Raw genomic sequence first — 21,432 nt, 5'->3', positions numbered from 1 at the left:
AAACGCGCCCACCACGTCGGGCGGGCTGTCGCGTCGAATCCCGGGAAATCAGTCGAGACACGGCTTGCCGGCCGGCAGGAATTGCCCGCGCCCCGGCTCCGCCGCGAGCAGCCGGCCGTCCTCGACGAGCAGCTCGCCGCGCGACAGGCAATGACGCGGCCAGCCCGTCACCTCGATCCCCTCATAAGGCGTGTAGTCGACCGCATGATGCAGCGACGCATTCGCGATCCGCACGCGCTTGTCCGGATCCCACACGACGATATCCGCATCGGCGCCGACCGCGATCGTCCCCTTGCGCGGATACAGCCCGTACAGCTTCGCTGGCCGCAGCGACGTCAGCTCGACGAACTGATGCAGCGACAACTGCCCCTTGCGCACGCCGTCGAACAGCAGCGGCAGGCGCGTCTCCAGGCCCGGGATTCCGTTCGGGATATGGTCGAACGACACGGCCTGCCCGCCCGGATGCTTGCCGCACGGATCGTCGTAGTTGAACGGCGCGTGATCGGACGAGAATACCGAGAATACGCCCTGCTTCAGCGCCTTCCACACGGCCTGCTGGTTGGCCGGGTCGCGCGGCGGCGGGCTGCATACGCATTTCGCGCCTTCATAGCCGTCGTGGCCGTGATGACCGAGATCGGCTGCCGTCAGATACAAATACTGCGGGCAGGTTTCGGCCAGGATCGGCAACCCGCGCGACTGTCCCCAGCGGATCTGCTCGATCGCCTCGGCGCCCGACACGTGCACGATCAGGATCGGCACGTCGACGAGTTCCGCGAACGCGATCGCGCGATGCGTCGCCTCGCGCTCGACCACCGCCGGCCGCGCATGCGCATGGAAATGCGGCGCGACGTGGCCGTCGCCGAGCAGCCGCTCGGTCAGCCAGCCGATGCAGTCCGAGTTTTCCGCATGCACCATCACGAGCGCGCCGTGCTCGCGCGCGACCGACAGCACGTCGAGCATCTGCCGGTCGTTCAGCTTCAGGTCGTCGTAGGTCATGTACACCTTGAACGACGTGTAGCCGTTCGCGATCAGCCGCGGCAGCTCCTCGGCCAACACATGCGGCGTCGGATCGGCGACGATCAGGTGAAATCCGTAGTCGATCAGCGCGCGCCCTTCCGCGCGCCGGTGATAGTCGTCGACGGCCGCCTGCAGCGACTGCCCCTTCGCCTGCGCGGCGAACGGCACCACGGTGGTCGTGCCGCCGCACAGCGCGGAGCGCGTGCCGGACAGGAAGTCGTCGGCCATCTTCAGCCCGTCGGGCATCGGCTGGTCGAGATGGCAGTGCGCATCGACGCCGCCCGGCATCACCAGCATCCCGGTCGCATCGAGCTCGCGCGGCGCGCGCGGGAGCCCGTGGCCGAGCATGGCCACGCGCCCCGCGCGGATGCCGATGTCGCACGAGAACCGGTCCGCCGCCGTCACGACGTCCGCGTGACGGATCACGAAATCGAGATCGTTCGACATGGCGCGCGCCTCAGATCACGTCGCTGAAGAGACGCCCCCAGCCCTTCACCTGCCGCGTGTCGTAGTCGGCGAGCTGCAGCGACTTCCACACCACGGTCGAGATCGTGTCGTAGATCGGAATGCCCGTCTCTTCCTCGAGCGCCGGCACCAGGTGCGCGGCGTTCAGGTTCGTGCAGAAGATCGAGATCGCGCGCGGGCCGGCCTTCGCGACTTCGCGCACCATCCCGCCGATCTGGTCGCCCGTCACTTCGGAGAACGAGAAATTGACCTTCAGGTTCAGGTGGCGCTCGGCGATGCAGTTCAACCCCGAGCGGCGGTAGTTGTCGACGATCTTCGTCTGCACGTCGTCCAGATACGGCGTGACGAGGCCGAACTCGTGCGCGCCGGTCTTTTTCAGGATCTCGTTGAGCGCGAGCACGGAGGTCGTGGCCGGAATGCCGGTCGCTGCGGTGATGCGCTGGCACAGCCGCTCGTCCGCCTCGAAGCCGAGCCAGCCGGACGACGTGCCGTTCCACGCGATCACGTCGACCTTCGCGTCGGCGAGCAGCATCGCGGCCTGGATGATCTTGTCGTCGTCGAACTGGCCGAGCGCCTGGCCCGTCAGCGAGATTTCGGTGACCGGAAAGCGCGCGAAGTGCGCGGACACGCCCGGCAGGCCGGCGACCATCGCGCTCGTCAGCGGTTCGAGCGACGTGTTGGACGACGGGGTGAGCATGCCGAGCAGGGTACGTTTCTTCATGATGGGTTTCTCTCTACCAGTGAATGCAGTCGATGCAGTGAAAGGGGTCGGTCAGACGGGGAGCTTGTTTTCGTAGTCGATCGCGCTGGAGCACGCGAGCAGGCCGACGCCGGCCGCCGCGAACACCATCAGCGCGAGGAAGTAGGAGCCGGTGAACTGCACGATCGCGCCGACGAGGATCGGCACGGTGATGCCGCCGATGTTGCCGCCGAGGTTCATGAGGCCGCCGAGGAAGCCGATCTTGTTGCGCGTGCCGAGCGACGACGGGATGCACCAGTACAGCCCGCACCAGCGCAGGAAGAACAGCGTCGACGACAGCAGCGCGACGACGACGAGCGGGTTCTTCACATAGGCGACCGAGAAGATCGACACGGTCGCGATCACGGCCGCGATGCCGAACAGCGTGCGCATCACGACGTTCGGCCGGCCGCCCGCGGCCTTCCACTTGTCGGCGATCCAGCCGCCGAGCAGTTCGCCGACGAAGCCGCAGAAAAAGATGATGAAGGTCGAGCCGCCCATCTGCTTGATGTCGAAGCCGTGCACCTTGTGCAGATAGTTCGGCATCCACGTGAGCAGCCCGTAAAACACGCTGTTGAAGCACATCCAGCCGAAGAACATGCACCACACCGAGCGGTACTTGAAGAAGTCGCGCGAGCGGCCCGACGCGTCGGCCGGCTCGGCCGCGAGATCGCTCGCGTGCGACGCCTCGATGTAGTCGGCTTCGAGATCGTTGACGCCCGGATGCTCGCGCGGCGTGTTGCGGATGTAGTACCACGCGAGGAAACCGGCCAGCACGGTGCCGACCCCGGCCACCGCGAACGCGAGACGCCACGAGCCGAGCAGCGCGATCAGCCCGGCGATCAGCACCGCGCCCAGGGCCGCGCCGAGCGGCGCGCCGCCGTCGAGCAGCGTGGCGCCGCGGCCGCGCTCGGTCTGCGTCATCCAGATCGCGTTGAGCTTGCCGCCGGCCGGATAGATCGGCGCTTCGGACGCGCCGAGGCCGAGGCGCGTGAGCAGCAGCGCCGGCGCGCTCGTGCACAGCGCGGCGATGGCCTGGAAGAAGCCCCAGAACACGGTCGCCGTCGCGATCACGATGCGCGGCTTGAACCGGTCGGCGAGCATCCCGCCCGGGATCTGCATCACCGCATAGGTCCAGAAGAACGAGCTGAGGATCAGACCCTCCATCGCCGGCCCGATGTTGAACTCCTGCGAGATGTAAGGCATGGCGACGGACAGCGACGCGCGATCGACGTAGTTGATCGCGATGAGGCTCAGCATGACGACGAATATCTTCCAGCGGACGGCGGATTTGCCGACCGTCAGGCCGGCGACACCGGAGGTTGAAGACATGGACGGACTCCAGGAGTGAACGAGGATGGTCAGGACGTCGCGCAACGTGGAACCGAGTATAGGATTAGAAATTTATAATTACCGTTAGCGTAAACACTTGGTTTCATTGAATTTGTTTGTTCACTACGATGGTGTAGGGTAAGCCCCGATATCGTGATAAGCTTGCCCCATCATGAGCCAGACACCCCGCAATCCCCTGCTTCTGCGTACCCGCGGCATGGCCGCGGAGATCGCCGCGCGCCTGCGCGTGATGATCGACGAAGGCGAATTGCCGCCCGGCGCGCGGATCGACGAAAAGGAACTGAGCCTCGCGTTCGACGTGTCGAAGACGCCGCTGCGCGAAGCGCTGAAGGTGCTCGTCGCGGAAGGTGCGGTCACGCATCGCCAGTACATCGGCTATCGCGTCGCACCGATCGACGTCGACGATCTCGTGTCGACGTTCGAGCTGCTGCACGGGCTCGAGGCGATGGCGGGAGAGTTGCTGCGCAAGCGCATCGCCGCGGCGACGCTCGCCGCGTTGCAGGCGAAGCACCGGCGGATGGTCGAGTGCCATGAAGCCGGCAAGCGCGTCGAATATTTCCGGCTGAACCAGCAGATTCATCAGATGATCGTCGACGCGGCGGGCAACCCGGTGCTGTCGGGCATCTACGCGTCGCTGATGTCGAAGGTGCACCGCGCACGCGGCGCCGCGAACGCGGGCACGCTGCGCTGGGCCGAATCGCTGCACGAGCACGAAGCCATCATGGCCGCGCTCGCCGATCCCGACCACACTCAGCTGCCGCAGGTGCTGCGCAGCCATTCGGAAAACACCGCGCGCGAAGTGCTGGCGATCCTCGATCGCACGAGCACGGCGGACGCGCCGGGCAAGCGGGCGGCCGAAGCGTAAAGCCGGCTGCGCGCAGGCCGCCCTGCTCCGGCGGCAGCCGCGTGAAGGTCGGGCTCGAGGTGCCGGTGGAGATCGGCGACTGACGACCGGCGTCAGCGCCGGTCGGCGGCCAATGAACCGAAAAACGTCGCGACCTTGGCCTTGCTCGTCGTCTGCAAGCGCGACATGAGCCCGTGATCGACTTGTCGCAGCCCGTAAGTTTCGCCGATGTCGCGCTGCATCCGGCACCACAGATGGCTCGCGATCTCCGCGTCGACCATCGCGCGGTGGGCGCGGCCTGACTTCGGCAGCCGCAGCATGTCGGCGAGGCTCGACAGCCTGTGACTTTGCGCGTGCGGGTAGATGCGCCGCGCGACGAGCATCGTGCACGCGAACGCATGCTCGGCCGCCACGCCGAGCATGCCGAGCTCGGCCTGCCAGAACCGCTTGTCGAAGCCGGCGTTGTGCGCGACGACGGGGTGGCTTCCGACGAATGCGGCGGCTTCCTTCATGACCTTCGACACCGGCGGCGCCGACGCAATCATCTCGTTCGTGATGCCGGTGAGCGCGACGACGTCGGACGGAATGCGGCGCCCCGCGTTCATCAGGCTCTGGTAGCGGTCGACGATCTCGCCGTCGCGCAGCAGAATCACGGCGATCTCGGTCGCCCTGTCGCCCATGTTCGGGGAAAGCCCGGTTGTTTCGAAGTCGAGTACCGCTACGGTTTGCATGGTCGAATCGGAGGAAGGATACCCGGCGCGCCACGTCGATCGGGACGCGTCGCGCCGACGGAAAAGCGCCATAGTATCCCCGGATGCGGTGTCGGGCGGCAAACGCCGTCGTCGTGCGCAGCTCATCGCCGTTCCCGTTCAGGCCGACACGCTCGCCGCTTCCGCTGCAAAACAACGGCGAATGCACCGATGCCCCCGCGCATCGGTACATTCGCACGCCCGCTGCGTCAGCGACAACTGAAGCTCGCCGCCGAATTCATGTCGCCCGACCCGTTGTAGCGCGCGACCTGCGGATACGGACACAGCGGACGCGTGCGTCCCGCGCCCCACGACGTCGGCACGTCCGCATTCGGCACCGCGTTCGTCGTGTCGCGCGCCGTGGCGACGATCGCCCTGGGCGCCTGCCCCTGCTCGACCCATGCGACGAGCGGCGTCAGCATGTCGAACTGGTCGGCTGCCGGCCCGCCCGAGCAATGGTTCATGCCCGGCACCGGATAGAGGCGCGCGAAATCCGACGCGTCGCCGCCGTTCGCCTGCGCGAGCCGGCCGTACCAGTCGCTCGTGTCGTTGTACGAGAACACCGGGTCGCCGGTGCCGTGATAGACCAGCAGCTTCGCGCCGCGCGACTTCAGCGCGGACAGGTTGGTCTCGTCGGGCGGCGTCATGAACGACCAAGCGGATTGCGTGTAGACGCCGTTCGTCGCGAAGATCGCCGGCGCGTCGTTGTCCATGTCGAAGCCGAGCGCGAAACCGGCGAGGTTCGCGAGCGTCGCGGCGGTTTTCGGCGGCGTCGTGAACGTGAACGCCATCGCGGCCGGATCGAGCGTGACCGAGTTCGACTGCTTCCACGCGGCCCAGCCGCCGGCCGCGATGCCCGGATCGTACGGAAAGCTCGCGTAGAGTGCCGTGCCCGCGCTGTTGCGCGCACCCGCGAACACGTTCTCGAGCGCGCTCTTCTGCGCGGTCGTCAGGCAGGCGCCGGTGCGCGTGCCGTTCGCGCAGGTCGGGATGTCCGTCTCGACGCTGAAATGCGCCTGGCACGCGGCGACGTCCTGCACCATCCCGTCGGCCACGCCGTCGAGCGCATCGCACTTGTCGAGAATCGTCGCGCCGACCAACCGGCGCTCCGTGTCGGTGAAACCGCTACGGATGTCCGGCAGCCCGTTCGCGCCGGTCGCCGACGCGATCTTCGCGAACTGCTGCGCGCCGTACATCTCCCCGATCGCCGCCTTCGGCAGGTGGAAGCCCGGGTCGCCCGCGATGATCCCGTCGTAGTCGCCCGCGTTGCGCACGGCCGTGACCATCGCGTGACGGCCGCCGTTCGAGCAGCCGCCGAAATAGCTGCGGTCGGGCATCTTCCCGTATGCGAGCCGGATCACCTGCTTCGCCATCGGCGTGAGCGCGTCGACGGCGCCGTAGCCGTAGTCGAGCCGCGCCTGCGGGTCGAGGCCGAACAGCGGGTTCTGCGCGGCGCTGTGCCCGGAATCCGAGCTGATCACCGCGAAGCCCATGTTCAGCGCGTCGGTCAGCGGCCCGCCGCCGCCGATCTCGCCGGTCGCGGTCATGACGTTGCCGTCGAGCCCGCCGTTCGCCTGGTAGAAGAAGCGGCCGTTCCACGCTTTCGGCAAACGCATCTCGAAGCCGATCGCATAGGTCTGGCCGTCTACCGCGCTCACGCGCTCGTTCATCTTCCCGTCGATCACGCAGTGTTCGGCGATCGGCTTGCCGGCCACCTTCAGCGCGCCGGCGGCCGCGGTCGTCACCGACGTGAACGACGTGTTCGCATACGACAGCTTCGCGGCGAGCGCGTCGCAGGCCTGCGTCATCGCGGCCGGCGTCGCGGCGCTCAGGTGCGTCGGCGTGGCGCTGACCGAATCGTCGCCGCCGCACCCGGCGAGCATGACCGCCGCCGACAGCGGCGCAATGCAAAGGAATGCAGATTTTCCGTTCAAGATATCTCCCCTTCGTCAGGCTGCCGGATCAGAACATGTGCCGCACGCCGACCATCGCGCCGAGCTGCCCCATCCCCGCGCCGGGCGTCGTGCCGGGGCCGCCGCCGCTGACCGCGTAGCGTGCATGCGCGCTGTTCCACAGATACGACGATTGCGCGTAGACGGCCGTGCGCTTGGTCAGCAGATAGGTCGCGCGCAGCGTGGCCATCGTCGCGCGCGTGTCGTGCGCGCTGTTGACGATCCGGTAACCCTCGCCGTCGACGACGAAGTCAGGCTTGATCGCATACGACGCACCGAGGAAGAACAGGTCCGAATGCGCGCCGGGTGCGGCCGGCGAACCGGTCGACACGCGCCGCCCGATCCAGCCCGCGCCGATTCGCGCGCCGGCCGCCTGCGCATACGCGCTCACGTGCGTGCGCGCGTCCTTGCCGCCGCTGCTGGTGAAGGCGACCGGCGCGACGCCGTCGAAGAAGTTCGCGGCCGCGCCGGTGCCGCCGCGCTGCTCCTCGTACGACGCCGCCGCACCGAAATACGCGCTGTCGTACTTGAGCATCACCGACCAGTTGCGGCACTGGACGGCATCGCCCGGCACCTGCCCCGCGCACGTGCCCTGCCCCGGCGAATTGCCGGTGCCCGCGCCGTCGCGGCCGAACGAATACGCGGCACCGAGCGTCACGCCGCGATACGTGCCGACGTAGGTCACCGCGTTGTCGGCGCGGCCGTTCGGCACGTATGCGTCGAACGAGCCGAGCCCGTAGATGTCGGGGCCGATGATGTCCGCGCCCTGCAGCGCGAGATAGGTCATCGTGTACTGGCGGCCGAACGCGAGCGTGCCGAAGCCGCTCTTCAGCCCGACGAACGCCTGCCGCCCGAACAGCCGGCCGCCCTGCCCGAGATCGCCGCCGCGCACGTTGAAGCCGCTTTCGAGCGTGAACACCGCCTGATAGCCGCCGCCGAGATCCTCGGTGCCGCGCAGGCCCCAGCGCGACGGCAGCTCGCCCGTCACGCCCGGCATGCGCACGACGTGATCGCCGGCCGCGTTCGCGTGCGACACGAACTCGACGCCCGTATCGATGATCCCGTACAGCGTCACGCTCGACTGCGCGTGCGCGCCGGTCGCGGCCAGTGCGCAGCACGCGCCGGCGGCCAGCAGGCCGTTCCTTGTCTTCGTCTTCATTTCGTTGCGTCTCCAGACCGTGTTGAATTGCGCGCTCTGACGGCGCGCATTGAAAAAACGAAACCTCAGTCGCCGGCTTGCGGGCGGCGAATCAGCACGAATGCAGCGAAGGCCGCGACGAGCGTGACGGGGATGCTCGCGCCGATCACGACGGGCGCGCTGCGGCCGGCGGCCAGCAGCGTCGCGGCCGCGAGCGGTCCGACGACGGAGCCGAGCCGGCCGACCGCCACCGCCGCGCCGACGCCGGTGCCCCGCATCGCGGTCGGGTAGTAGATCGCCGCGAGCGCATACAGCACCGACTGCCCGCCGACCACGAACATCCCCGCCGCGAACGCGGCCGCCGAGAGCGACGCGAAGCCAGGCGCGGCCGCGAGCGCGGCGAGCGACAGCACGATCCCGACATACATGCCGCCGACCACGCGCGACGCGCGCATCCGGTCGAGCGCCGCGCCGATGCCGAGCGCGCCGAGCCCCGCGCCGACGTTGAACGCGATCTGCACGAGGCCGACGTGCGCGCGATCGAGCCCGCGCGAGGCCATCAGCGACGGCAGCCAGTTCAGCAGGAAGTAGAGGACGATCAGCGTGCAGAAATAGCTGACCCACAGCGCGACCGTCGACGTCGTGCGGCCGTCGCCGAACAGCGTGCGCGCGACGCTGGTGCGCGCGGCCGGCGTGCCGGCGACGTCGAGATACGCGCGCGATTCCGGCAGGAACAACGCCAGCAGCGGCACGAGCAGCAGCGGCCCCACGCCGCCGACGTAGAAGATGTGGCGCCATTCGGTGTCGCCGGCGAGCAGCACGCCGATCAGCGACGCGATCACGCCGCCGAACGGGATGCCGCAATACATCGTCGCCACCGCGCTGCTGCGCGAGCGCGGTTCGACCGCTTCGGACGACAGCGCGATCAGGTTCGGCATCGCGCCGCCGAGGCCGATGCCGGTCAGCACGCGCACGACGACGAGCATCGCGAAGGTCGACACCTGCGCGGTGGCGATCGACAGCAATCCGAACAGCATGGCCGACGCGATCAGCACGCGCTTGCGTCCGATCCGGTCGGCGAGGCGCCCGCCGAGCATCGCCCCCGGCAGCAGCCCGAAGGTGCCCGCGCTGAACGCGATGCCCATCTGCGACACCGAGAGCCCGAATTCGCGCGCCATGCGCGGTGCGGCGACGCCGACCGACTGCAGGTCGAGCCCTTCGAGGAGTGCGATCGCGAAACACAGCGCGAGCGTGGTCGCGACCGTGGGTTTTTCGGCAACGTAAGTGTTCATCGTGTCTCCAGTCCCATGTCTTGTAGTCGGTCGGCCTGCATCGGCCGACCTTATCAGGCAGCCTGATTCACTGGCCGCAAGAATGCCTGCCGGTATCGTGGCCGGCAGGTCGTTGTCGCTGCTTGCTTCGGTTTGCTTCGGTTGGCTTCCGCCTACGCGTAAATCACGTCGGGATCGCGCCGCACCGGGTCGTACAGCGCGTCGATCGTCGCCGCGCGATGCTTCTGCACGGCCGCCTGGTTCAGCGAACCCTTGTCGGTCACTTCGCCGAGATCGAGCGACGGCGGCGTGTCGATCAGCCGGATGCGCGCGACGAACGTCGAACCGCCGCTTGCATGCCGGTTCAGCACGGCAAGCCACGACGCGAACGCCGCGCGCACGGCCGGCGCGCGCAGCACGTCGGAAACCGGTGCATCGGCTGCGAGCCCGGCCAGCGCGCGGCATGCGTCGATGCGCGGAAACACCAGCAGCCCGATGTCGTCGCGATTGATCCCGGTGACGACCACGTCCTGCACGTACGGCGCGCCGCTCGACACCGCGTTCGCCCGCAACGGCCCAACGCTGACGAAGGTGCCGCTGCTCAGCTTGAAATCCTCGGTCAGCCGGCCGTCGAACAGCAGCCCAAGTTCCGGCCGCTCAGGATCGGCGAAGACCCCCGCGTCGCCGCTGCGGTAATAACCCTCGTCGTCGAATACGTCGCGCGGATCGACGTCGGCATGCCAGTAGCCGCGCATCACGTTCGGCCCCTTGAAGCGCAGTTCGAGCTTGCCGCCGCACGGCACGAGCTTCGCGTCGCAGCCGGGTGCGGGCAGGCCGATGTAGCCGGCGCGCATCAGCGGCCCGGTCGTGAACAGGCACGACGGCGACGCCTCCGTCATCCCGAGGCCGGCCATGATCCGGATGCGCTCGCCGCAATGCGCGTCGGTCACGCGGTCGAGCCGGTCCCACGCGGCCTGCGACAGCCCCGCGCCGCCGAAGAAATACAGCTTCACGCGCGAGAAGAACGTGTCGCGCAGCACGGCATCGCGTTCGAGCGCGGCGGTCAGCTCTTCCCAGCCCTTCGGCACGTTGAAGTAGATCGTCGGCGCGATCTCGCGCAGGTTGCGCACGGTTTCGTCGAAGCGGCCCGGCACCGGGCGCCCGTCGTCGATGTACAGCGTGCCGCCGTTGTACAGCGCGATGCCGAGGTTGTGACTGCCGCCGAACGTGTGATTCCACGGCAGCCAGTCGACCAGCACCGGCGGTTCGCGCGTCAGCTCGGGCATCGTCTGGCGCAGCATCTGCTGGTTGCTGCACAGCATCCGGTGCGTGGTCGGCACGGCCTTCGGCTGCTTCGTCGACCCTGACGTAAACAGGATCTTCGCGAGATGATCGGGGCCGATCGCTTCATGGATCGCGTCGATCGTGCGCGGAACGGTCGCGAGCAGGCGCGACAGCGGCACGACGCGGCCCGCCGCGGCGCCATCGGCATCCACGTCGTTCGCGACGATCAGCGCCGCATCGGCCGGCAGCGTCGCGTCGAGCGCACGCGCGAACGGCGCGCGTTCGGCGACGAACACCGCGCCCGGCCGCAGCACGCCGAGGGTGTGACGCAGCTTGCCGTAATCGGTCGACACCAGCGAATACGCGGGCGAGATCGGCGCATACGGCACGCCGGCCAGCATCGCCGCGAACATCAGCTGCAGATGCTCGAGATCGTTGCCGGACAGCACCGCGAGCGGTCGCTCGACCGACAGCCCGAGATCGACGAGGCCCTGGCCGAGCGCGCGGGCGCGTTCGAGCATCTGTGCATAAGTGATCTCGATCCAGCGGCCGTCGGCGCCGCGCCGCGCGGCGAGCACGCGGTCGGGATGCGCGTGCGCGCCGCGCACGAGGCAGTCGGTCAGGCGCATCGGGTAGTCGCCGAGCGGTTCGCGCGAGCGCAGGTACCACGTGCCGTTTTCCGCGCGACGAATCTCGGCCGCGCCGACCGCGACGGCCGCCGCGCGATAGCGCACGCCACCGGTGTCGTTCGCCGGCCCGCTTACGGGCGTCGCAACATTCATCGTCGGCTCGCTCATATCGGGTAGTGACGCGGTGTGGTCTGCACGGTGATCCAGCGCAGCTCGGTGAATTCGGCGATCGACGCGCGGCTGCCGAAGCGGCCGTAGCCGCTCGCTTTCGTGCCGCCGAACGGCATCTGCGCCTCGTCGTGCACGGTCGGCCCGTTGATGTGGCAGATCCCCGATTCGATCCGGCGCGCGACCGTCATCGCGCGTGCGATATCGCGGCTGAACACGCTCGCCGACAGCCCGAACTCGCTGTCGTTCGCGAGCGCGACCGCTTCGTCGTCGCTGTCCGCGCGCAGGATCGCGACGACCGGCGCGAACGATTCCTCGCGATACAGCCGCATATCGCGCGTGACGCCGTCGACGATCGCCGGCTGCATCGTCGCGCCTTCCACACGGCAGCCGAGTGGCAGTTGCGCGCCAAGCGCACGCGCATCCTCGACCAAAGACGCCGCGCGCGCGGCGGCCGACGCATCGACCATCGTGCCGAGCGCATGGCCCGCCAGCGGATCGCCCGCGACCAGCGTGCGCGCCTTCGCGGCGAGCCGCTCGACGAGCGCATCGGCGATCGGCCGCGCGGCGATCACGCGCTCGGTCGACATGCAGATCTGCCCCTGGTTGAAGAACGCGCCGAACGCGATCGCGTCGACGGCCGCATCGAGATCGGCATCGTCGAGCACGAGCACCGGCGCCTTGCCGCCGAGTTCGAGCAGCACGGGTTTCAGGTGCGCGGCCGCATGGCGCGCGATGATGCGCCCGACGTGCGTGGACCCGGTGAAGTTGATCCGCTTCACGTGCGGATGCGCGATCAGCCGCTCGACGAGTTCGGGCGCATCGGCCGCCGCGTGCGTGATCACGTTCACGACGCCCGCGCCGAGCCCGGCATCCTCCAGCACCGCGCCGATCAGCGCGTGCACGCCCGGGCACGCCTCGGACGCCTTCAGCACGACCGTGTTGCCGCATGCGAGCGGCATCGCCAGCGCGCGCGTGCCGAGGATCACCGGCGCGTTCCACGGCGCGATGCCGAGCACGACGCCGCACGGCACGCGCATCGCCAGCGCGAGATTGCCGGGCACGTCGGACGGGATCACGTCGCCGTCGATCTGCGTCGTCATCGACGCGGCCTCGCGCAGCATGTTCGCCGCGAGCGTCACGTTGAAGCCGAGCCAGCCGGGCGTCGCGCCGGTTTCGGCGACGCCGGTCGCGATGAACGCGTCGATGCGCGCATCCATCAGGTCCGCGGCCTTCAGCAGGCGGCGGCGCCGTTCGGTCGGCGCGAGCGCCGCCCATGCGGGGAACGCGCGATGCGCGGCTTCGATCGCCGCGTCGGCGTCGGCCGGGCCGGCCGCCGGCGCGCGCGACGCGAGCGCGCCCGTCGCGGGGTTGAATCGGTCGAAGGTTCGGCCGTCGCGGGCGGTGCACCACTCGCCGGCGATCAGCATCCGTCTGTCGGTCATGTCGTCTCCTGCCTTGCCTGTCTCTGTCGGTTGCGTCGGCGCTTGTATCAGCGCTTGTATGCCTGCAGGCCCGGCTTGATCGTCTTGTCGTCGAGGAACTGCTTCAGCCCCTGCTCGCGGCCGCGCTCCGGATCGCGCAGCTGCGCCTGGTCGAGCTTCGCATACAGGTAATCCTCGCACTGCTCCCACGTGAGTTCACGCGAACGCTTGAAGCCGTGCTTCGCCGCGCGCAGCACGACCGGGTTCTTGTCCATCAGCCGCGCGGCGAGCGCGATCGTCGCGTCGCGCAGGCCGGCCAGCGGCACGCTGCTGTTCACGAGGCCCATTTCGGCTGCCTCGACACCGGTGAACGTGTCGCCGGTCATGATGTAGTGCAGCGCGCGGCGATGCCCGACCGTGTCCGCCATCGCCTTGCTGACGAGGTTGCCCGGCGGGATGCCCCAGTTGATTTCGGACAGCCCGAATACCGCTTCGTCCGCCGCGATCGCGAGGTCGCACGCGACGAGCGGCGAGAAACCACCGCCGAAGCACCAGCCGTTCACCATCGCGATCGTCGGCTTGTTGTACATCCGCAGGCGGCGCCACTGCCATTCCGACGCGTCGCGCCGCACCTTTTCCTGCAGCGCGTCGGAGCCGCCGTCGATCTCGCGGAAATATTCCTTCAGATCCATGCCGGCCGTCCACGCCGCGCCCGCGCCGGTCAGCACCAGCACCTTCGCCTCGTCGTCGAATTCGACCGCGTCGAGGACCTCCAGCATCTCCCGGTTCAGCGTCGGGCTCATTGCGTTGCGCTTCTCGGGGCGGTTCAGCGTGACCCACGCGATGCCGGCCTCCACCTTCACTTCAACGGTCTGCCAGCGGTTGTCGTACTTGCTCATGTCTGTTCCTGTCGTTCGTTCCTGTGCGATTCGGTGCGCAGCATTCCTGCTGCGGACGGCTTCATTTAATATCAGGCTACCTGATATTGCAAGCGGCACGAGCGCCGGTGTAAACCCGGAGCGGGAAGCGGCGGCAGCGATGGAATCGGGGAACGGTCAGGCGACCGGCAAGCGGGAGGGAAAGCGAACGCGGGCCGCTCGGGCCCGCGTGATGGAGGCTCGGGAAAGGGTCAGCCGCGCAGGTTGCGCGCGAACAGTTCGAGCGTGCGCTGCACGTGCGTGGCGTCGTCGATGGAGACGTCGCCGAGCATCCGCGTCTCGAGCGGACGCAGCACGGCTTCGCATTCGCGCAGCATCGCCGCGCCTTCGTCGGTCAGCGTCAGCAGGATGATGCGGCCGTGCGACGGGTCGGCTTCGCGCGTGACGAAACCGCGGGCGGCCATCACGCTCATCACCTCGTTCGCCGATTGCGGCGTGATGAACGAGCGTTCCGCCAGTTGCGCGTTCGACGACGCACCGCGCGCCTCAAGCACCGACAGCGCCGTGTATTGCGCGAGCGTGATGCCGAGCGGTGCGAGCGCGTCGGTCATGTGGCGGCGCAGCAGCCGTTCGAGACTGCCGACCACGTAGGTCAGGCGCTGCGGCACGCGCGCCTTCGACTTGTCGCCCGTCGCGCGGGCGGCGTTCTTCGCGGCGTTTTTCGGATTCGCGGGCTTGGTCGGTGCAGAACTCATGGTGCGGGCGGGATGGAATTGCGGGCCATCTTACCAGCACGTCGGGGAGCGAACGGCGTGTTCCGGCAAGCCGGACCGCCTCCGTGCGCGTGTGCATGCGGGGCAGATCGCGCGCCGGATCGCCTGGCTCGCTGCGTCGGACGCATCCCATGAACGGGATCCGACGCGCGGTCAGCCGCGCGGCGCCCCCGCGAATCTTGCGGTCGGCAGCCCAGTGTAGCGCGTCCGGGCGACGAATACGCCGCCGGCGTGCGCATCGCTCGCCAGCGCGTCGTCGCTCAACCCGACGCGCGCGCTCGTCACGTACAGCCGGCCTTCGCCGTCGAGCGTCACGCAGCTCGGCTGCGCGGTCGGCACGGTCACGCGATCCGTCTCGATGCCGTCCGGCCCGTAGCGCACCACGCGCCGGCCGCCCCACTGCGCGTTCCACAGCCCGCCGTCGCGATCCATCGTCGAGCCGTCCGGGTCGCCATCCGCATCGGTCAGTCGCGCGAACGGCCGCGCGTTGGCCACGTCGCCGCCCGCGCGGTAATCGCAGACGAGAATCTCGCGCACCATCGAATCGCAGAACGTCATCTTCGTGCCGTCCGGCGAGAACGCGATGCTGTTCGCGATCGCCGCCGCCGGCAACGCAAGCCGTTCGAGCGTGAGGTCCGGATTGAGTCGGTAGAAGCCGCCGACCGCACGCGGCGGGTCGCCGCCTTCGTCCTTCATCCCGAACACGAACGCGCCGAACGGATCGCAGCGGCCGTCGTTCAGCCGCGTCGGCAGATCGGGTTCGACGTCGACGATCCGCGTGAATTCGCCGCTGCGCAGATCGAGGAACGCGAGATGCGTCGCGAGCCCGACCAGCAGCACATTCGGTTCGTTCGTCAGCGCGAAGCATGCGAGCCGCTCCGGCATCGGCCACTGCGCGAGGTCCGAGCCGTCCGCGCGGCAGCGCCACAGCCGCGCGCCTTCGATGTCCGTCCAGTACAGCGCGTGTGTCGCGTCGCACCACGTCGCGCCTTCGCCGAGCGTGTTGCGGCTGTCTACGAGCAGCGCCGCCGCGCCCGGATGAATCTGTTGCATGCCGTCTCCCGATATCTGTCGCCTTCGCGGGCGGACGCGCGTTCGCCAGGGTCAGATCTTCATCGCGCGCCGCTGGTTGCGACGATACTGGTCGAACAGCACCGCGAGCAACAGAATTCCGCCGCGTATCAGATATTGGTAAAAGGTCGGCACGTTCAGCAGGCTCATCGCGTCCTGCACGGAACCCATGATCAGCACGCCGACCAGCACGCCGGAAATCGTCGCGACGCCGCCCGTCAGCGACACGCCGCCGAGCACACACGCGGAGATCACGCCGAGTTCGAGGCCGACGGACGTTTTCGGATCGCCGAGGCTCATCCGCGACGCGAGCATCACGCCGGCGAAGCCGGTCACGAGCCCCTGCAGCACGAACACCGCGATCTTGATGCGCATCACCGGCAGCCCCGCGAGCAGCGCGGCCTCGCCGTTGCCGCCGACGGCCAGCACGTTCTTGCCGAACACGGTCTTGCGCAAGAGGAAACCGAACACGACGAAGCCGACGATGTTGCTCCAGATCGGATACGAAATGCCGAGGAACGACCCGCCGCCGAGATCGAAGAAGCGCTCCTCGGAGATCATCACCGCGTCGCCGTTCGACGTGATGAACGCGAGCCCGCGCACGACTTCCATCATCGCGAGCGTGACGATCAGCGAATTGATCCGCCAGCGCGCGATCAGCACGCCGTTGACGAGCCCGACCGCGCCGCCCGCGAGCACGCCGGCCGCGATGCCGAGCACGACGCTGTGCGTCGCGGTGATCAGCGTCGACGCGACGACGCCCGAGAACGCGACGATCGACGCGACCGACAGGTCGACTTCGCCGAGCGCGAGCACGAACATCATGGTCACCGCAATCGATCCGATCAGCGTGACCGACAGCAGCAGGCCCTGGATGTTGCGCGGCGTGAGGAAGTCCGGCACGGTCAGCGACAGCGTCGCGAACAGCACGAGAAACACCATCACGATGCCGGAGCGGTTGATCAGTTGCCACACGCCGCCGCGCGCTCGCGCGGGCGCGGCCGCGGCATCCGGGGACGGGGAAGTACGTTGGGGTTGCATTGCCTGGCTCATATCAGTTGCTTTCCGGTTGACTGCGCTAGCGCGGCAGCGCGAGCTTGATCAGCGCATCGGGCGTCGCCTGCGCCTTCGCGACCTCGCCCGCGATCCGCCCTTCCTTCATCACGACGATGCGGTCCGACACGCCGATCACCTCGGCCAGGTCGCTCGACACGATGATCACCGTGCGGCCCGCTTCCGCGAGCTCGTAGAACAGGTTGTAGATTTCCGCGCGCGCGCCGACGTCGATGCCGCGCGTCGGCTCGTCCATCAGGAACACGTCGATGCGCTCGGCCAGCCAGCGCGCGAGCACGACCTTCTGCTGGTTGCCGCCCGACAGCGCGCCGATCGGCGTCTCGCCGTCGCGGGTCTTGATCGCGAGCCGCTCGATGTAGCGTTGCGCGAGTTCGCGTTCGCGCCGCGCGTCGAGCAGCACGCGCGCCGGGCTGAAATGGCGGCGCGCGCTGATGTTCAGGTTGTCGGCGACCGACGCGATCGCGACGATGCCTTCCTGCTTGCGGTCCTCCGGGCACAGCGCGATGCCGGCACGCACCGCGTCGCGCGGGCTCGCGAACGCGACGCGCTTGCCGCCCAGCTCGACGTGCCCGCCGCTCGGGCGCGCCGCGCCGTACAGCAGCTTCATCAGCTCCGAACGCCCCGCGCCGACGAGCCCGAAGAAGCCGACGATCTCGCCGCGCCGCGCCGCGAACGACACCGGCTCGGACAAGCCGGGCCCGGTCAGCCCCTTCGCCTCGATCAGCACGTCGCCGGCCGTGCGCGGCCGGTAGCCGTACACGTCCTCGATCGAGCGGCCGACCATGCAGCCGATCAGCCGGTCCCGGTCGAGATCGGCGACGGATTCGAACGTCTCGATCCGGCGGCCGTCGCGGAATACCGTCACGCGGTCGCACAGCGCGTCGACTTCCTCCATCCGGTGCGTGACGTAGATGATCGCGCGGCCTTCCGCCCGCAGCGATCGGATGATGCGGAACAGCTGCGTGGTCTCGCGTGCGGACAGCGAGCTGGTCGGTTCGTCGAATGCGATCACGCGTGCGTCGCGCATCAGCGCCTTGCCGATCTCGATCATCTGGCGCTGACCGATCGACAGATACTTCACCGGAATGTCCGGATCGATATGCTCGCCGAGCCGCTCCAGCGCATCGAGCGCGCGCACCGCAAGCGCACGTTCGTCGACCACGCCGAGCCGGCTCGGCAACTGGCCGAGCATCAGGTTCTCCGCGACCGTCAGCTCGGGCACCAGATGCAGCTCCTGGTAGATGATCGCGATGCCGGCCTCGAGCGCGGCGCGCGTCGACGCGAAGCGCTGCACGGTGCCGTTCAGCGTCAGCGTGCCGGCCTGCGGCTGGTTCACGCCGGACAGCACCTTCAGCAACGTCGACTTGCCCGCGCCGTTCTCGCCCATCAGTCCGTGCACTTCGCCCGCGCGCACCGACAGCGACACGCCGTCGAGTGCGCGCACGCCCGGGAACGTCACGGTGATGCCGTCGAGCGCGAGCAGCGCATCGCCGGACGTGGCCGCGTCGTCGTTGTCGGACACGGCCGTCATCGTCTGCATCGTCATCGCGTCGTCGCCCCGCACGCTCAGATGCCGAGCTCGGTGCGCACGGCCTGCCAGTTCGTGCGCGTCATCAGCTTGCCGCTCGTCTGCGTGTCGGCGGGCGGCGTCTTGCCGTTACGGATCCAGTCGACGAGGTTCTGCGTGCTGTCCTTGCCGTGGTTCGTCGAGCTGACCGCGATCGTTCCGTAGAAGCCGGTCGGTTCCTTCTTCTGGAATTCGGCGAACGCCTCGCCCGCGCCGTTGATGCCGACGCCGATCACGTCGGCCGCCGGGATGTGCAGCTGTTCGGTCGCGCGCACCGCGCCGAGCACGGTTTCCTCGTTCAGCGCGAAGACCACCCATTTCTTCACGTTCGGATGGCGCGAGAGCACCGGGAAGGCCGCCTCGAGACCGCCGCTGTCGTCGGTCGTCTTCTGCGGCGCGTCGAAGATGTTCTCTTTGCGGAAGCCGTTCGCGAGCAGCGCCTGCGTCGCGCCGTCGGTGCGCAGCTTCGCCGTCGGCAGCTCGTAGTTGGTGATGCGCAGCGCGCCGACTTCCTCGGGCTTCCAGCCGCGCCGCTTCATCTCGTCGGCGATCGCCTGGCCGACCTGGTTGCCGATCTTGGTCGCCGACATCCCGAGGTGCGGCACGTTCGTGAGCGGCTTGCCGGTCGAGTCGACGAGCTGGTCGTCGACCGTCACGAACTTCATGTTGTAGCGCTTCGCGCGCGCGGCGATCGCCGGCCCGAGGCGCACGTCGGGCGCGCAGATCACGAAGCCCTGCGCGCCTTGCGAGTTGAGGTTGTCGATCGCGGCCAGCACCTTCTCGCCGTCCGGCGTGCCGATCTTCACGACCGAGAAGTTTTCCTTCTGGCCCAGCGCGGACGCCGCGTTCTGCTCGTTGATGAACCATGCCTGCTCGGGCATCTTCACCAGGAAGCCGATCTTCAGCGGCGCGTCGGCGTGCGCCGCGCCGTGCATCCCGAGCGGCGCAATGCAAAGCGCGGCCAGCAGCGCGCGGAGGGTATGTCGGCGAATCGTGCGGTTCATGCGGTGTCTCCTTGTATTGGCTTGGGTCTTCAACTACCGTCGTGCGCGGTCGCGCTCGCGATGGCGCGCGCCGGCACGGTGTCAGCGGCCGAACGCGTCGGTCCCGACGCGCCGCCCGAACAGAAACGCATCGGCGACGAGCCGCAACGGCCGCACGTCGACGTCGCTTTCGCCGCGCGCGATCAGCGCGCGGAACTGCGCATACAGCGCCGGATACTCGCGCTGCGGCCCGATCTCGACCGGCTCGCCGCCGATCGACAATTGTGCACCGCCGCGGCTGATCGCGAGTACGCCGTCCGACGTGTCGACCGCGATCTCCCATTGCTCGACGGGGCCGTGCCGCCAGTCGAATTCCGCGCGCACGGGCACGCCTTCCGTATCGGCGCAATCGAGTTCGGCCGCGATCGGCATCTGCGCGTCGCTCGGCACGTAGAGCGTCGCCTCGCGCAACACGAGTTCGCGCGGCAGGATCCGCGTGACGATCGACAACGCGTTGATGCCGGGATCGAACACGCCGAGGCCGCCGGGTTCCCAGATCCACTGCTGGCCCGGATGCCAGCGCCGCACGTCTTCCTTCCAGCGCACCTGCACCGCGCGGATCGTGCGCGTCGCGAGCCACGCGCGCGCCGGTTCCACCGCGCTCGCGCAGCGCGAATGCCAGGTCGCGAACAGCGTGAGGCCGCGTTCGCGCGCGAGCGCGTCGAGCGCGGCCACTTCGCCGAGCGTCGCGCCCGGCGGCTTCTCGAGCATCACGTGCTTGCCGGCTTCGAGCGCGGCGCGCGCCTGCGCGTAGCGCACCTGCGGCGGCGCGCACAGCGAGACCGCGTCGAGTTCGGGCTCGGCGGCCAGCAGCGCGCGCAGGTCCTGATAATTGCGCACGCCGCTGACTTCCGCGTGACGGCTCGCGCACGCGGTCAGCACGAAACCCGGTTCGGCGGCGATCGCCGGCAGGTGCTGGTCGCGCGCGATCTTGCCGATCCCGATCACGCCCAGCGAAATCACGTTGCTCATCTGCATTCCTCCTTCGCCACTTGCTCAGTGCGCCCAGCGCAGCACGAGCGGATCGAGCCGGCGCGCGATCGCGATCAGCTCCGCGCGCGTGTCCGGATGCAGTTCCGGCATCGGATGCCGCGGCCGCTCGCACGCGATCACGCCGCCTTCACGCATCAGCGCCTTCGCGGTGAGGATCCCGGACTGGCGGTTCTCGTGATTGATCAGCGGCAGCCACGCCTGATAGCGCGCGAACGCATCGTCGTGCCGCCCTTCGCGGAAGGCTTCGAGGATCGGCCGGATGCCGTCCGGAAACCCGCCGCCCGTCATCGCGCCGGTCGCGCCGGCATGCAGGTCGGCGAGCAGCGTGATCGCTTCCTCGCCGTCCCACGGCCCTTCGATCGCGTCGCCGCCGAGCCGGATCAGCTCGCGCAGCTTGTTCGCCGCGCCGGGCGTCTCGATCTTGAAGTACGCGACCTGCTCGATCTCGCGCGCCATCCGCGCAAGGAACGGCGCGGACAACGCGGTGCCGCTCGCCGGCGCGTCCTGGATCATGATCGGGATGTCGATCGCATCCGACACACGCGCGAAGAAGTCGAAGATCTGCGCTTCGGGCACGCGGAACGTCGCGCCGTGATACGGCGGCATCGCCATCACCATCGACGCGCCGAGCTGCTGCGCGCGCAGGCTGCGCGCGGCGCACACCTGCGTGCCGTAGTGCGACGTCGTGACGATCACCGGCACGCGGCCGGCGACGTGTTCGAGGATCGTGCGCGTGAGCACGTCGCGTTCGTCGTCGGTGATCGCGAATTGCTCGGAGAAGTTCGCGAGGATGCACAGGCCGTCGGAGCCCGCGTCGATCATGAAGTCGACCGCGCGCTTCTGGCTCGCGAGGTCGAGCTCGCCGGTGTCGGAAAACGTCGTCGGGACGACGGGGAAGATGCCGCGATAACGCGGCGTGCTGCTCGATGTCATGGTTCGGTCCTGCGTCGGCCTCGAGGCGAGGCCATCAAGCGTTCACGGTTTCATATCGCCACTTCGC

General features: G+C 68.7%; 18 protein-coding genes. 1 reads left to right on the top strand and 17 read right to left on the bottom strand.

What is annotated here, in order from left to right; all coding sequences use genetic code 11:
• Positions 1–48: 48 nt before the first annotated feature.
• From hydA to HWX25_RS23500, 3 genes are read right to left on the bottom strand one after another with little or no spacing between them, the layout of a single operon-like run.
• Complete coding sequence (hydA, locus tag HWX25_RS23510) at positions 49–1,464, bottom strand: dihydropyrimidinase (RefSeq protein ID WP_175910805.1); 1,416 nt, start codon at positions 1,462–1,464, stop codon at positions 49–51.
• A gap of 10 nt (positions 1,465–1,474) precedes the next feature.
• The gene (locus tag HWX25_RS23505) at positions 1,475–2,203 is read right to left on the bottom strand and encodes an aspartate/glutamate racemase family protein (protein ID WP_059689248.1); all 729 of its coding nucleotides are present in this window, start codon (positions 2,201–2,203) and stop codon (positions 1,475–1,477) included.
• Positions 2,204–2,254: 51 nt separating this feature from the next.
• Positions 2,255–3,553: an MFS transporter gene (locus tag HWX25_RS23500; protein WP_059818478.1), complete on the bottom strand. Its 1,299-nt coding sequence runs from the start codon at positions 3,551–3,553 to the stop codon at positions 2,255–2,257.
• A 172-nt stretch (positions 3,554–3,725) separates the two neighbouring features.
• On the opposite strand from HWX25_RS23500, the gene HWX25_RS23495 reads away from it, so the two are divergent.
• Positions 3,726–4,439 carry a GntR family transcriptional regulator gene (locus HWX25_RS23495; protein ID WP_175910803.1) on the top strand — a complete coding sequence of 238 codons (714 nt, stop codon included), beginning with the start codon at positions 3,726–3,728 and terminating at the stop codon, positions 4,437–4,439.
• Positions 4,440–4,531: 92 nt separating this feature from the next.
• Here HWX25_RS23495 and HWX25_RS23490 read toward each other — a convergent pair whose 3' ends face one another.
• From HWX25_RS23490 to HWX25_RS23425, 14 genes are all read right to left on the bottom strand, one after another.
• Positions 4,532–5,149, bottom strand: a complete 618-nt coding sequence (locus HWX25_RS23490) for a 3'-5' exonuclease (RefSeq protein ID WP_175910801.1) — start codon at positions 5,147–5,149, stop codon at positions 4,532–4,534.
• A 227-nt stretch (positions 5,150–5,376) separates the two neighbouring features.
• Positions 5,377–7,101 (bottom strand): tannase/feruloyl esterase family alpha/beta hydrolase, encoded by a 1,725-nt coding sequence (locus tag HWX25_RS23485; RefSeq protein WP_175910799.1) that lies wholly within the window; start codon positions 7,099–7,101, stop codon positions 5,377–5,379.
• Positions 7,102–7,129: 28 nt separating this feature from the next.
• Positions 7,130–8,278: a porin gene (locus HWX25_RS23480; protein ID WP_175910797.1), complete on the bottom strand. Its 1,149-nt coding sequence runs from the start codon at positions 8,276–8,278 to the stop codon at positions 7,130–7,132.
• A 65-nt stretch (positions 8,279–8,343) separates the two neighbouring features.
• Positions 8,344–9,549 (bottom strand): 3-(3-hydroxy-phenyl)propionate transporter MhpT, encoded by a 1,206-nt coding sequence (mhpT, locus tag HWX25_RS23475; RefSeq protein WP_059528943.1) that lies wholly within the window; start codon positions 9,547–9,549, stop codon positions 8,344–8,346.
• Between the two features lie 152 nt (positions 9,550–9,701).
• Positions 9,702–11,609, bottom strand: a complete 1,908-nt coding sequence (locus tag HWX25_RS23470) for a feruloyl-CoA synthase (RefSeq protein WP_175910795.1) — start codon at positions 11,607–11,609, stop codon at positions 9,702–9,704.
• The gene (locus HWX25_RS23465; RefSeq protein ID WP_175910793.1) at positions 11,606–13,054 is read right to left on the bottom strand and encodes an aldehyde dehydrogenase; all 1,449 of its coding nucleotides are present in this window, start codon (positions 13,052–13,054) and stop codon (positions 11,606–11,608) included. The genes HWX25_RS23470 and HWX25_RS23465 overlap by 4 nt, the downstream gene beginning before the upstream one ends.
• Positions 13,055–13,101: 47 nt before the next feature.
• On the bottom strand, positions 13,102–13,932 hold the full coding sequence (locus HWX25_RS23460) for a p-hydroxycinnamoyl CoA hydratase/lyase (RefSeq protein ID WP_059448873.1): 831 nt from the start codon (positions 13,930–13,932) through the stop codon (positions 13,102–13,104).
• A gap of 230 nt (positions 13,933–14,162) precedes the next feature.
• Positions 14,163–14,666: a MarR family winged helix-turn-helix transcriptional regulator gene (locus HWX25_RS23455; RefSeq protein WP_175910791.1), complete on the bottom strand. Its 504-nt coding sequence runs from the start codon at positions 14,664–14,666 to the stop codon at positions 14,163–14,165.
• Between the two features lie 171 nt (positions 14,667–14,837).
• Positions 14,838–15,737 carry an SMP-30/gluconolactonase/LRE family protein gene (locus HWX25_RS23450; protein ID WP_175910789.1) on the bottom strand — a complete coding sequence of 300 codons (900 nt, stop codon included), beginning with the start codon at positions 15,735–15,737 and terminating at the stop codon, positions 14,838–14,840.
• A 51-nt stretch (positions 15,738–15,788) separates the two neighbouring features.
• Positions 15,789–16,808, bottom strand: coding sequence for an L-arabinose ABC transporter permease AraH (gene araH, locus HWX25_RS23445; RefSeq protein WP_044847378.1), 1,020 nt, complete (start codon positions 16,806–16,808; stop codon positions 15,789–15,791).
• 25 nt (positions 16,809–16,833) lie between these two features.
• A complete protein-coding gene (gene araG, locus HWX25_RS23440) occupies positions 16,834–18,375 on the bottom strand; it encodes an L-arabinose ABC transporter ATP-binding protein AraG (protein ID WP_175910834.1) in 1,542 nt (513 codons plus the stop codon).
• 20 nt (positions 18,376–18,395) lie between these two features.
• Complete coding sequence (locus tag HWX25_RS23435; RefSeq protein ID WP_059689237.1) at positions 18,396–19,400, bottom strand: arabinose ABC transporter substrate-binding protein; 1,005 nt, start codon at positions 19,398–19,400, stop codon at positions 18,396–18,398.
• Between the two features lie 81 nt (positions 19,401–19,481).
• Positions 19,482–20,411 (bottom strand): Gfo/Idh/MocA family oxidoreductase, encoded by a 930-nt coding sequence (locus tag HWX25_RS23430; protein WP_059689236.1) that lies wholly within the window; start codon positions 20,409–20,411, stop codon positions 19,482–19,484.
• A gap of 24 nt (positions 20,412–20,435) precedes the next feature.
• Positions 20,436–21,365: a dihydrodipicolinate synthase family protein gene (locus tag HWX25_RS23425; protein ID WP_059528961.1), complete on the bottom strand. Its 930-nt coding sequence runs from the start codon at positions 21,363–21,365 to the stop codon at positions 20,436–20,438.
• Between the last annotated feature and the right edge of the window lie 67 nt (positions 21,366–21,432).

This window comes from Burkholderia sp. BCC1640 (assembly GCF_902833125.1).
GTDB lineage: Bacteria > Pseudomonadota > Gammaproteobacteria > Burkholderiales > Burkholderiaceae > Burkholderia > Burkholderia diffusa.
This window is presented reverse-complemented; position numbering and strand designations above follow the sequence as displayed.